This is a genomic window from Rheinheimera lutimaris (assembly GCF_013283795.1).
Classification (GTDB): domain Bacteria; phylum Pseudomonadota; class Gammaproteobacteria; order Enterobacterales; family Alteromonadaceae; genus Alishewanella; species Alishewanella lutimaris.
In genome coordinates this window covers 289127-300754 of record NZ_JABSOD010000001.1, presented here as the reverse complement: position 1 = coordinate 300754, position 11628 = coordinate 289127, and the positions used below count along the sequence as shown (strand labels likewise).

The following is an 11628-nucleotide window of genomic DNA, read 5'->3' as shown; positions in this document are numbered from 1 at the left end:
AAATTGCAGATCTGCACTGCGCTGCCATTCAGGTAACGTGTCGGTAGTGGATAAATAATGTACTGAAAATAATGGCGCTGACATGACGATATCACCAGCAGACCTGCAACAACAGCTTGACACTTTGCGTCTGGCTTATCTTGAACGATTGCAGCAGGACTTACCGTTGTTGCTGCAACTGGCACAAGCATTGCCGGATACCCCCGCTGACAGCTGGCAGCACCAGGCTACCGAACTGGCGACCAAGCTACACACCCTGGCCGGTTCGGCCGGCACCTTTGGGTTTGCCCGGTTGGGCGAGAACGCCAAACTGGCAGAGCAGCAGCTTAAGCAGTGGCTGGATACTGATGCTAAGCCCGATGCCGACAGCTACAGTAGTTTTATTGCAACCATAACCCGGTTAACCCGTTTAGATGAAACCGATACAGCGGCTGCAGTGTCTGATGCCGCTATTGCGCCGGAACCGGCTGCGGCAATTATTTACTTATGTTGTGCCGACAAAGCGCTGCAAGAACAAATCAGTGTGATGTTGGATATTTTCGGTTATGCAAACCGCCAGTTTGCTGATTTTAATGCGCTGCGGGCAGCGATAGTTTTACAACGTCCGGCAGTTGTTATTGCCGACGCCGACCAGCCAGATGCGTTAGCGCAGCTGAAGATAATACAGAGCGAACAAGCGACTATTTTGCCTTTGTTGTTAGTTGGCGCCAACACTGATTTTAACAGTTACCTCAATGCAGTACGAATTGGCGCTATTGGTTACTACAGCCGGCCGCTAAATACCACTGAATTGGAAGCCGGGGTGCGTAAACAACTTTCAGTGGCAGAGCGTGAGCCTTTTCGTGTCATGCTGGTAGATGATGATCAGATGTTGGCGCAGCACTACGCGCTGGTGTTGCAGCAGGGCGGGTTGATGGTCGAGATTTTGCCGCAACCTGCGCATATTTTTGATGCATTAAACCGCTTCCACCCGGACGTGATCTTGCTGGACGTCAATATGCCGTTTTGTACCGGCCCTGAATTAGCACAACTGGTGCGCTTGCAACAAAGTTGGCTTGGTGTGCCGATAATTTATCTATCGTCTGAAACCGACAGCGAGCAACAACTGGCGGCACTGATTAAAGCCGGCGATGATTTTATTACCAAGCCCATTTCTGATACAGCGTTGTTAGTGGCAGTGTTTGCCAGAGCGCAACGTGCCAGGCAATTAGCCGAAATTATGACGCGGGACAGCCTGACCGGGTTATTACAGCACGCGCACATTAAAGAGCGGCTGGTACTGGAGATGCTGCGTGCCGGTCGGTCAGCGCAGCCTGTCAGTGTGGTTATGCTGGATATCGATCATTTTAAAAAGGTTAATGACAACTATGGCCACCTTGTAGGCGACCAGGTTATTGCCAGCTTAGCCAATCTGCTAAAACAACAACTGCGTAAAACCGATCTGGTCGGGCGCTATGGCGGTGAAGAGTTTTTACTGGTGCTACCGGACTGTACTTTGCAGCGGGCTTTTGAGGTAATTGAGCAAATACGTGAATTATTCGCCGGCTTGCCGTTTATTGCCAACGAGCAGCGTTTCTTTTGCAGCTTCAGTGCGGGCATCAGTGCAATAACCGGTTGTAACAACGCCGATGTAGTAATAGAAAAAGCCGATCAGGCGCTCTACAAGGCTAAAACCAGTGGCCGTAACCGCGTTACTTTAGCTCCGTCGGCGCTTTAGCCAACGGCAGTCTGATATAAAAACGGCAACCCCCGGCGACGTTTTCATAGTCTATATCGCCGCGCATTGCCTGCATCAGCTCTTTACATATTGCCAGCCCCAGCCCGGTGCCGCCTTTTGAGCGGGAGTCGGCTGCATCTGCCTGTGAGAATTTTTGAAATATTTTACCTTTAAAACTGTCGGCAATACCCGGCCCCTGGTCCAGTACCGCAATTTCGACAAGCTGCCGCTGTTGGCTGACACTGATCTCAACTCGGGAATTAGCCGGAGAAAACTTGGCGGCATTAGACAATAAATTAGTGAGTACCTGCTCCAGCCGGCGCTCATCTGCTGAGAGCCAGAGATCCGGCCCCGGCAACAACACCAATTGGCACAGATGTTTGTCGGCAAACGGCTGGTTTTGCTGCCGGCATTTTTCCAGCAACGTATGCACATGCAGCGCACTGGTGTTGAGCTGAATTTTGCCTGCCATCAGCTTTTCTATATCCAGCAGATCATTAATCAGATGAGTTAGGCGTTCGCAGTTATCACTGGCAATTTGCAGCATCTGCTTAGCGGTATCGGGCAAGTTACCAGCCACACCGCCAAGTACCAGGCCAAGTGAGCCGCTGATAGAGGTCAGCGGCGTGCGCAGTTCATGGCTTACGGTAGATACAAACTGGTTTTTCAGCTGCTCTACGGTTTTTTGTTCAGTAATATCCCAGATAAAGCCATCGAGGTATTGCAGTTGGCCGTCGGCGGTAAAAATACCGCGCCCCAGTTCCTGCAGCCATTTTACTTCGCCATTGCGGCTGGTGATACGGTATTGCACATCGTACCCTTGCTGTTTGGCCAGCGCTTGTTGCACGGTGTGGTATAAGCGCGGAATATCATCTTCAAACGTAAGTTGGGTAAAGGTTACTGAGCGATCGCTGACAAAGTTTTCTGCGCTAAAACCGGTAAGCTCTGCCACTTCATCACTGATAAACAACATATTCCAGTCGGTGTCGTTTTGGCAGCGATACACAATGCCCGGCAGATTTTCCAGCATAGAACGGTATCGCTGCTCACTTTGCAGCAACAGGGCGCTTTTCTGTTGGTTATCTAACGTCAGTTTACGGGCTTCGAGCAATTTACTGGCCTGGCGAGCCAGCAGTTGCAGGGCAGTAACCTGGGCACTGGTCAACGTTTTACATACCGTATCCACCACACACAGGGTGCCAAGCGCCAGACCTTTATCCAACACCAGCGGTACCCCGGCATAAAAACGTATGCCGCCCGGGGCCAATACCTGTGGATTATCAGCAAAACGGTAATCTTTAGTAGCATCAGGTACTTGCAATATCTGCTCTGGTTGTAAAATGGTATGAGCACAAAAAGCAATATCGCGGCTTGTCTGCACGTCGTCGATGCCTTGTCTGGATTTAAACCACTGGCGGTCTTTATCTATCAGTGAAATAACAGAGATGGGCACGCCACAGATCATGGCAGCCAGCTGTGTCAGGGCGTCAAAAGCGTCTTCCTGCGCGGTATCGAGGATCTCTAACTGGTATAAGTTATGCAGTCGTTGCTGTTCGTTATCCGGTAGCGCCGCTTTCATCGTGGTAATTCCATCAGGCCGACGTTGTTGAAATAGTGTTTTATTCAGCTAGCTTAGCAGCTTAACCTAACTGTTGCTGGAGGCAAAACACAGTTGTCGTTATACTGCGCCCTTTAACCAGGGAAGAAGAAAACCATGCAATTATTTTTAGTTTATATCGGCGGCACAGCGCCCGGCGCCAATATAGAGCTGCACGATGTGCGCTTTGTCGCCGCTGCGCGTATTGAAGACACCTATACGCAATTGTGTCAGCAATGGTTTGGTACGGTAAAAGGCTTGCATATCGACAGCTATATGGTGGTAAATAATATAGACGGTTATAAAGTTAGTCTGCAAAGTGAACCACAAGATGCTGATATTAAATTATATTTTGTTAATTTTGGTGGTTATTACGCCGATAAAATCGCCGAGCAACATGATTTTATGTTGTGTGTGGCCTGTTCGGCCGCTGAAGCCAAGGCTAAGGCGAAGCAGCGTTTATTAACCGATGCCGACAGTCCGCACAAAGATGATTTACTCGAACTGGACGACTGTATTGCGCTGGAACAGCTGCAAGGACACTATATCCACCTTACTGCTTCCGGCCAAAGCCAGGCTATGCGGCCGGACTGGTCCGGCTACAATATTATCGGCTGAGCTATCTATATACAGCGGCTTAATGACTGAGTTGCACTACCGTATAAGGCGACGGCAGCGGTGTGCCCCACATGCGCTGCCACAGCCAGGGTAAGGCAACAGCGCTGTCCCGGCGCATCGGCAGCTGAGTTACCGCAGTGCGGTTTAGCGGATCGACGACAAATTGAAAGGCATAACTGCCTTGTTGCCCCATTCGCAGGTCGGTAAGCAGCAGTTTATCTTCCTGCCTCTCCAGTGCGTAAAAGCCGCGGCTGAACCATTGCAGTTGTTGCACCGGTTTAAGTGTGGCGTACTGCTGCTTTAATGTGTTGTCTTGTTGTATCAAGCTGAAACTGATCTGCTGTGTTTCATCCAGCAAAGAGTAAAAGCCCTCGGCATAGCCTTGTTCTGTCATTATTACAATGCGCCAAAGCAGAGTATTTAATGGCGCCGGGGTTACCAGTATTCGCTGATAGTCGCCTAATTGCTGTTGTGCATTTTGCGCAGCAATATTACTGACATGCTGTTGTGCCAATACGCTCCACAGCATATAAGCAGACGATAACAGCAAGCCGGCTATATTTGCCCGGTAACCGCGGTTTAACCGGGATAACAAGAACCAGCTGACGCCGATAAGCAATGGTAGTGTATACAGCGGGTCGATAATAAAGATACTGCCCACTGCAAAAGGGGTATTGGTAAAGGGCAAGCCGAACTGCGTGCCATAAACGGTCATGGCATCAATACCGGTGTGGGTCAGCAGAATAAGCCAACTGGCCAGTAACCAGCGCAGGTAATATTGCTGCTGTTTGCAGCACAGCGCCGCCAGCCAGGCCAGCAGTGGCGACAACAGTGTTTGATAAAACAGGGCATGGCTTTCAGTGCGGTGCAGCACCATATTACTGACCACGTCACCGTAATCAATAATCACATCTAAATCAGGCAAAGTGCCCAGTACTGCGCCGGTTAATGCCACTCTGACTTTGCTGCCGGGCTGTTTACCCAGTGCGACAACGGCGACAGCGGCGCCCAGGGTGAGTTGTGTCAATGAATCCATATACGTCTTGGTAACCTTATTGATGGTAAGCTGAAATGCCGGTTCATGTCGTCGTTACCGCCTCAATAAACTGATCCCCCATCAAGCCGGCACCCAGATGCCCGACTTTAACGTAAATTAATGCGCCTTGCTCAAGGGTAAACGGAGTATGGGTGCTGTAACGCGGGCTACGTAGCCAGCTGTTTGCAGCATAACGGCCGTGCTCATCACAAAACAGACCCTCAAGCACCAGTATCTCTTCACCGCCAACATGAATATGACGGTTAAATAAGGTATCAGGTGCCCAACGCACCAGTGCAGTGCTGACACCGTTATGCTCGTGCAGCGGTAACACGGATAACCCGGGCACTAACCCCGGCTGCCACTGCGCTTTATTTGTATCAAGCACCAGTTGCTGATCATCATCAGCGGCAAACTGCCACAGTTTGACCAATAAGGTGCAACCATCGCGGGAAAAAGGCTGATGTGAGCTACCCGGTGGGTTACGCAAATAAGTGCCGGCCGGATAGTCGCCGTGTTCATCACTGAACACGCCATCCAACACCAGTATTTCTTCGCCACCGCCATGCGTATGGCTGCTATAGCCACTGCCGGCGGCATAACGCACTATGCTGGTGGCGCGGGCTACCTCTGCGCCTGCCCGGTCCAGCATCATTCTGCTGACACCGGCTAAAGGCGAATCAATAAAGTGGTATTGTTCCGGCAATACCACTACGCGACGGGAAAAATCGCTGTTTACCTGCATAGTGTGCTAAAACCTAACCAAAGTGACAAAAGCATAGTTTATTGCCATCAGCATCTTTGACATAGGCGCCGTAAAAGGTGTTTCCAATCCGCTGCCCCGGTGCACCATCGCAGCTGGCGCCTAAAGCGATGGCTTTTTGGTACAGCGCATCTACTTTTTCTTTTGAACCTGGTTGGAATGACACCATATTACCGTTGCCAGGGTTAGCGGCTTGCTTATTAAAAGGCTCACATACCGCCAGCATTGGCTGCGCCATGCTTTTACCAAAGAAAGCGATGCGGCCCATATCTAACAGGTTTTTACCGCCTAAATCGCCCAATAGTGCGCCGTAAAAAGCCTTGGCTGCGGTTAAATCGTTCACGCCCAGAGTGACATAGCTAATCATGGTTTTGCTCCATCAAATATAAGGAAATTTTAATATGGCAGCATTATACGATTACCGTGGCGTTTTAGAGCAGTGACGTATAGAAAAAATCTGGCAAAGCGAGAATTGGTTTGAGTGCGATGCCTTCAGCGGCTTAAGTATTAATAACCTTCTGCGCCTTCTTCGTAACAAATGCGCAGACCATTTTCTATGCCGCAGCGTACTTTGGGCTTGGGTTTAGCCGGTAAAATGGCGTTTTTAATCAGCTTTACGATAGCGATGTCAGCCTCCAGACCCTCGCTGGCAAAAGAAGGTTCCACTTTTGCTGGTACATGGCTGCCGGGCGGTACTATAGGGTTATCGTTTTTATCATCCACTTTATTATCAACAATGATACCCAGTACGGTGCAGCCATTTAATATCAACAAGGCACTGATCACCAGTGCAGCAGTTAAATGTTTCATCATGCCTCAAGGCTAAGCCGGAAATTAAAACAAGCTGTAAATATGGAGCAAAGATGTTACACAGAACCGGTTTTATGTTAAAGCGCTATTTGCCTGCTGAAAAGCAGAATAACCGGACAGCGTAAGCTGCCCGGTATGATGAGGTTAAGTCGCGGTGATGCTATGCCAGTGAATATGGCAAGCCGTCTTTGCAGGTAAACTGCTTATTGCCTTTGTGGGCGCAAGCTACCTGGCGGCCGGTTACCATGCTAAACCAAACGCAATCCGGCTCAGAGGTTTGCAGCTGAATATCGTCAATGCTGGCTTTATCCCGGCAACCGTTAATGCCGCTGCGGTTTAAGATAAGCTCGACATGGCGGCCATTATTGTTCAGTACAATAGAGCAGGGCGCTTCGCGATGGCCGCTTAAAGCCACAAACTGTGCCGGGTTTTGCAGGCCGCTGGTGCTGCCGTCGGCAAAAAACGCCAGCAGTTGCTGGTAGTACACCACATAGCTGCATACGTCTTTGTGCGAGCCTTGCTGCAGCGGAAAGGTTTTGTCTAAAAAGCCTTTTGAGTAATCCATTACCTGTTTGACATGGCGCTGGTTCAGCTCGTTAATCACGCTAAGCTCGGTCGCCATCCAGGCGGTATGGCTCTGTGATGGAGTGCTGTGTTGTTGGGCCAGTGTTGTCATGATGTCATCCTCGTCTTTTGTGATCTCTTGTTGCCGGTAATTGTGTATAGCTTTGGTCCGCAATTCCTGCTGTGCTCGCCACAGCAACTCGCTGCCGCTTACGCGTTCGCTCAGACACTCTGTGGCTGCGCTATCAGGATTCCGGACCGTCGCCTCTGCCGCGTCTGTCAGAACGCAGACCAGTTGCTATCGGTTAAAAACTAGTCTAGGCTAAAAATCAGAATAATTTCACAATAAAAATTTTACAGTGTGAATTTTACAAAATGAAAATAAACAAAAGCCTGCTCAGAAAGTCGCATTTTCTCGGAACCAAGATAAGAAACCTGAGAAAACGTAATAACTTAACCATGGAAGACCTATCCACCCGCTGCATTCGGGTTAACCCGGAGCAGGCGCCGTCGGTGTCATATTTGTCGATGATTGAGCGCGGTAAGCGTGTGCCCGGCATTGAAATGCTGGAGGTGATTGCCGAAGTATTTCAAAAAGACATCGACTGGTTTCTCGATGGTGAAGATGCCGGCGAAGACTTAACACCGCAAAAAGGCAGTAAAGGCGGCATCAGCGGTATGGCGCTGGAGCCGGGCTTTTTGTTTTCTAATGACATTTTACAAATCGCTATTCCGGAAATGTTGTCGCAAACCGGCACCAGCGGTAAGCAGTTTGCTCAGTTATTAATTCGTGCACATCAGGAGCACAACCAAAATCATTTTCCTGAACTGGAGCGGGCAGCGGAGGATGTCGGGCAAAAACGCATGCCGCTGAGTGTCGAAGACTTACTGGCAATTATTAAACAGCTGGGTTTAAGCATTAAGTGGTTTACCGAAGCACCAAAGGAGCTGCTGGACGAGCTGGGGGTTTTATCAAAAAACGTTTCTACCTCGTTTTTCACCCCGCCCAATACGTTGCATTTAAACAGCTTACTGCAGCAGTTCCCTACGCGGTTAAAGTATGAACTGGCGGTACATATCGGCCATGCTGTGCTGCACAATAAAGACGGTGTAAAAAGCAGTATGATGGTGGGTGGTGCGCGTGATGATGACTTGTCGGATTCCACTGCCGTGCAACCGCAGGATATTTTGCATGCCTGGCGTGATTTTGAATCGAGCTTTTTTGCCGGTGCGCTGCTGTGCCCTAAGCTGCCGTTTCGCCAGTTACTGGACCGTCACGGCTATGAGATCAGCACGCATCAGCAGGCCGGGGTGTCGGCATCGGTGGCGATGCGGCGCATGACGGCGGTATCGCCTTATACTCACTGGCATTATTTTGATGCTTATACGCCTGGTAAACTTAAAGCGGTGTATCGCGGTAATGGCATTCCGCTGCCGTGGGGCAATATGCGTCAGGTTGAAGACCCTTGTCAGCATTGGGCGGTGTTTCGGATGTTTGATGTTGAAGGTGTCAGCAGTTCGGCACAGTTATCATTGCTGGATGTGAACGGTGCGCCGCGTATTTACTGTTGCGAGTCGACTAAAGTCAGTGATCTGGCCGGCAATACCCATGTATTGTGCGCCGGTATCGACTTAAATCCGGCGCTGCTGGCACAGGGAGTTGATGCTGATACGATGGCGGCGCAGTTAAAACAGCTGTGTGTGGGTAGCAGTGGCGGTGCTAAAGTGCCGAAAACTATTCAAACGGCGCTGACCAGTGTGGCGAATATTTTGAATATTAACTGGGTGGCACGCAGCTTACAAAAACCGGTGCAGCTTATTTGCGCCCGCGGTAACAGTTGCCCGCGTAGTCCGGGCTGTTATCAGTGTGAACGTGCCGACGAATAATTTTAGTGAGAATCGGTTTGCCCTAAGCCAACCGTTGAAGCCCCGGACGGGCTGAGACGAGCCCCCAGGGATGGGTTTACGGCGTGTTGGCGTGGACAAACCGGTTCGACCTGCGCAGAGATAAGGGTTCAGCGGTTATTCTTTCCCAGTAACTGCAAATTTTCATCCAGCAAGCTTACCAGCAATGCTTTGCCTCCGGCATCTACCCGGAACTGACCATACGGTGCCTGTTCATATAGCGCGCCTGTGCCTTCAGCAAAAAAGAACGCATTAGGGCCAACGCTGAACATGCCGTCGCGCCGGCGCAGTAAAACTGCGACCAACTGCGGATCCTGCGGCAGGTTGTTACTCACGCTGTGTAAAGCGGCCCGTTGCTCAGCATCGACACTTAGCCAGGCATATTTATATTGCGCGGCATCTTCGGGCAATTCGCGGTCAATGGCATAGGCCAATGCCATATAATCGCCCTGCATAATTGAGCGCGGGTCCAGCGGTGCCAGCGCGATATTAACTATGCGGCCGGTTGTCAGCGTGTGCTCAAACTGCGCAATGGCGATACCGGACACGGCTAAAACAAGCAACACGGCGGCAGCAATGGCCGGTCTGTACAGCTTTAATATCATGCTAACCTCCGCTGGTAACGTTGCAATAACAGCCAGGTTGCCAGTATCAGCACGCCCGACAGTGCCAGCAAGCCGGATTTGTAGAGCAAACTAAGCTGTAAACTGTAATAAAACTGGCTGATGGCAATCAGCATGCTAAGTAAAGCCAGCGCACACCAGCGCCGGCTGCAGCCGTAAAAGCACGCCAGCATTAATGCACCGCTCACCAATAAACCCGAAGCCGGATACAGTAAAATACACAGCAAAGTGGTAGCAGTCAGCAAAGCCAGCCGGCTGGGTGCCGTTGCAAGGCGACTGAGCCAAAACACGGTGGCAATTAGCAGCACACTGCCAAGTGCACTGCACAAGGCACGGGCCAGCAGCAGCTGGCCGTCCAGCCAGTGGTTGCTGTCAACAACCAACAGGCATTGGCCGAATAAGCTCAGGCCAAATCCGGCCAGGGTGGCAACTTCCAGCAGGCTTTTTAGCCGGCCGGCAAAAGCTAAACCGCTCCACTGCTGCCGGCTGCACCACATCACAACTGCCAGCGCTGCCAGCAATGAGCTGATAACGGCTATTGCCGGCGCAGAGTCAATTAACGACAACAGACACAGCAAGGCGATGCTTAAGCTGGCACGCTGGTGCAGCCGGTTTAGCGGGCTGAACAGCAGTAATCCGCTGATTAGAGCGCAGGCATAGCGTGGTACATCGATAGAATGCGCAAACAGCTCATAGCTGCTGTACACCAGCAAGCCTTGACCTGCTAAAGCTACAGCGACCGACATATGTTGCAAAAACTCTTGCGGGCGCCGGGCTAACCAGATAGCACCGGCTAAAAGCAGCAGGCCGGCAATTGCATACACCACATTGTTACCGGCCAGCACCAGCAGCGGGCCAACAAAGGCACTGATAATAAATACCGACGCTATCCATGCCGCGATGCCCTGCATAATCTGCAGCCACCAGGGGCTGTCAGTTATAATTAGCTGTGCTGCGGTAGCCTGGTCAATAATGCCGGCCTGCTGTAATTGCGCGCTAAGTTCTGTATTCGGGTTCATGCTATGGTCTCTGTGGGAGCTTGCAGCAGTTTCTTCAGCCAGATCACTGCACCGGCGCTACTGCCGATAACAAACAGTGCTAACAAATTCAAGGCAACAAACTCATCAGCGTTCTCTAACACGCTTGCCAGCATTGAGGTTGCCACGGTAATGGCACTGAATACCAATAAGGCTAAAATCAGCACATCACGGCGTTGGCGCCAGTACCGGAATAGCAGCAGCGCTGTCAGCAGCAGATAGGCCAGTAAGTTTGGCCGGTAGTCGCTGTCCCAGGTGCCAATGGCGGCGCCATAAGTTAACGGGGCAATTAGCAGCAATGCCGCAAGCCAAACCAGCGCCTGGTTGGCTTTAACCCGAAGCCCGGGCAGAGCGAATTCGGCAAACAGCAGTATCAGCAGGTTTGCCAGGGCCAGATTCAGCATCATAGGTGGGCTTGCCAGCAACCAGAAAAACTCTGACTGAGTACTCAGATAGCGGCTTAGCGCCAGCTGCAACAGTAAGAACCACAGTAAATAGCAGGCACGACTGGCGGACAGCAACACCAGCGGCGTAATTAATAGCGCCCAGCTTGCGAACAGCTGCCAGATGTCAGCACCGGTTTGGTAGGTTTGGCCTATCAGCGCCAATAAGGCGCCGCTCATTAGTGCCGCAGCAAGCAGGGCAGCACGTTGTATCAGGCTTTGTACCTTACTGAAAAAGGCTATAGTACCAGCTGTCAGTAACGCAGCGCCTGCCAGAGCAAACTTGGCAAAGTAGTGCATTAACGGCCAGTTATGGGCGATGAAAAAAATCAGTGCACTGCTTAGCAGCACCACAGCGGCAAACAACAGCACGCGGTTGGCCAGTATAAGCCAGAGGTCTGTTGCCGGCTGCAGCGCATAGCGGCCGGCGGCCTGTTGCAGCTGATTACTATCGAGTTGCTGTTGCTCTGTCCACTGCAACAATTGATCGGCGCGGCGCAGTTGGTCCATATTAT

At 51.0% G+C, this 11628-nt stretch carries 12 protein-coding genes; 3 read left to right on the top strand and 9 right to left on the bottom strand.

From position 1 onward, the window contains the following. Window positions 1-82: 82 nt before the first annotated feature. Window positions 83-1717 carry a GGDEF domain-containing protein gene (locus HRH59_RS01320; RefSeq protein ID WP_173499460.1) on the top strand — a complete coding sequence of 545 codons (1635 nt, stop codon included), beginning with the start codon at window positions 83-85 and terminating at the stop codon, window positions 1715-1717. On the opposite strand, the gene HRH59_RS01315 is transcribed toward HRH59_RS01320, so the two are convergent. Beyond that, window positions 1692-3296, bottom strand: coding sequence for a GAF domain-containing sensor histidine kinase (locus HRH59_RS01315; RefSeq protein ID WP_173499459.1), 1605 nt, complete (start codon window positions 3294-3296; stop codon window positions 1692-1694). The genes HRH59_RS01320 and HRH59_RS01315 overlap by 26 nt on opposite strands. 135 nt (window positions 3297-3431) lie before the next feature. On the opposite strand from HRH59_RS01315, the gene HRH59_RS01310 reads away from it, so the two are divergent. Beyond that, entirely contained in the window at window positions 3432-3932 is a 501-nt protein-coding gene (locus tag HRH59_RS01310) for a DUF1543 domain-containing protein (protein WP_173499458.1), read from the top strand. Window positions 3933-3951: 19 nt separating this feature from the next. Here the strand turns inward: HRH59_RS01310 and HRH59_RS01305 are convergent, their stop codons facing one another. The 5 genes from HRH59_RS01305 to HRH59_RS01285 form a co-directional block, all read right to left on the bottom strand. Further along, window positions 3952-4968: a metal-dependent hydrolase gene (locus HRH59_RS01305; RefSeq protein ID WP_173499457.1), complete on the bottom strand. Its 1017-nt coding sequence runs from the start codon at window positions 4966-4968 to the stop codon at window positions 3952-3954. Window positions 4969-5011: 43 nt separating this feature from the next. Beyond that, window positions 5012-5713, bottom strand: coding sequence for a cupin domain-containing protein (locus HRH59_RS01300; protein ID WP_173499456.1), 702 nt, complete (start codon window positions 5711-5713; stop codon window positions 5012-5014). 13 nt (window positions 5714-5726) lie between these two features. Continuing rightward, window positions 5727-6098, bottom strand: a complete 372-nt coding sequence (locus HRH59_RS01295; RefSeq protein WP_173499455.1) for a VOC family protein — start codon at window positions 6096-6098, stop codon at window positions 5727-5729. Between the two features lie 140 nt (window positions 6099-6238). Continuing rightward, window positions 6239-6544, bottom strand: coding sequence for a hypothetical protein (locus HRH59_RS01290; protein WP_173499454.1), 306 nt, complete (start codon window positions 6542-6544; stop codon window positions 6239-6241). A 157-nt stretch (window positions 6545-6701) separates the two neighbouring features. Then, a complete protein-coding gene (locus HRH59_RS01285) occupies window positions 6702-7217 on the bottom strand; it encodes an aldolase/citrate lyase/malate synthase family protein (protein WP_173499453.1) in 516 nt (171 codons plus the stop codon). 263 nt (window positions 7218-7480) lie between these two features. Here HRH59_RS01285 and HRH59_RS01280 point away from each other — a divergent pair, with 263 nt between their 5' ends. Beyond that, window positions 7481-8992: a DUF3612 domain-containing protein gene (locus HRH59_RS01280; protein WP_173499452.1), complete on the top strand. Its 1512-nt coding sequence runs from the start codon at window positions 7481-7483 to the stop codon at window positions 8990-8992. A 128-nt stretch (window positions 8993-9120) separates the two neighbouring features. Here the strand turns inward: HRH59_RS01280 and HRH59_RS01275 are convergent, their stop codons facing one another. Genes HRH59_RS01275 through HRH59_RS01265 form a run of 3 tightly spaced genes read right to left on the bottom strand, consistent with a single transcriptional unit; the run spans window position 9121 to window position 11623 of the window. Continuing rightward, complete coding sequence (locus HRH59_RS01275; RefSeq protein ID WP_173499451.1) at window positions 9121-9615, bottom strand: GDYXXLXY domain-containing protein; 495 nt, start codon at window positions 9613-9615, stop codon at window positions 9121-9123. Continuing rightward, window positions 9612-10652 carry a DUF4401 domain-containing protein gene (locus HRH59_RS01270; RefSeq protein WP_173499450.1) on the bottom strand — a complete coding sequence of 347 codons (1041 nt, stop codon included), beginning with the start codon at window positions 10650-10652 and terminating at the stop codon, window positions 9612-9614. The genes HRH59_RS01275 and HRH59_RS01270 overlap by 4 nt, the downstream gene beginning before the upstream one ends. After that, complete coding sequence (locus tag HRH59_RS01265; protein WP_173499449.1) at window positions 10649-11623, bottom strand: DUF2157 domain-containing protein; 975 nt, start codon at window positions 11621-11623, stop codon at window positions 10649-10651. Before HRH59_RS01265 ends, HRH59_RS01270 begins: the two co-directional genes overlap by 4 nt. Between the last annotated feature and the right edge of the window lie 5 nt (window positions 11624-11628).

What these genes read in the sequence shown, in the direction of transcription:
- HRH59_RS01270 (WP_173499450.1), bottom strand. Translation starts at nt 10,652, where the DNA reads ATGAACCCGAATACAGAACTTAGCGCGCAATTACAGCAGGCCGGCATT.
- HRH59_RS01285 (WP_173499453.1), bottom strand. Translation starts at nt 7,217, where the DNA reads ATGACAACACTGGCCCAACAACACAGCACTCCATCACAGAGCCATACC.
- HRH59_RS01280 (WP_173499452.1), top strand. Translation starts at nt 7,481, where the DNA reads ATGAAAATAAACAAAAGCCTGCTCAGAAAGTCGCATTTTCTCGGAACC.
- HRH59_RS01300 (WP_173499456.1), bottom strand. Translation starts at nt 5,713, where the DNA reads ATGCAGGTAAACAGCGATTTTTCCCGTCGCGTAGTGGTATTGCCGGAA.
- HRH59_RS01290 (WP_173499454.1), bottom strand. Translation starts at nt 6,544, where the DNA reads ATGATGAAACATTTAACTGCTGCACTGGTGATCAGTGCCTTGTTGATA.
- HRH59_RS01310 (WP_173499458.1), top strand. Translation starts at nt 3,432, where the DNA reads ATGCAATTATTTTTAGTTTATATCGGCGGCACAGCGCCCGGCGCCAAT.
- HRH59_RS01305 (WP_173499457.1), bottom strand. Translation starts at nt 4,968, where the DNA reads ATGGATTCATTGACACAACTCACCCTGGGCGCCGCTGTCGCCGTTGTC.
- HRH59_RS01320 (WP_173499460.1), top strand. Translation starts at nt 83, where the DNA reads ATGACGATATCACCAGCAGACCTGCAACAACAGCTTGACACTTTGCGT.
- HRH59_RS01275 (WP_173499451.1), bottom strand. Translation starts at nt 9,615, where the DNA reads ATGATATTAAAGCTGTACAGACCGGCCATTGCTGCCGCCGTGTTGCTT.
- HRH59_RS01315 (WP_173499459.1), bottom strand. Translation starts at nt 3,296, where the DNA reads ATGAAAGCGGCGCTACCGGATAACGAACAGCAACGACTGCATAACTTA.
- HRH59_RS01265 (WP_173499449.1), bottom strand. Translation starts at nt 11,623, where the DNA reads ATGGACCAACTGCGCCGCGCCGATCAATTGTTGCAGTGGACAGAGCAA.
- HRH59_RS01295 (WP_173499455.1), bottom strand. Translation starts at nt 6,098, where the DNA reads ATGATTAGCTATGTCACTCTGGGCGTGAACGATTTAACCGCAGCCAAG.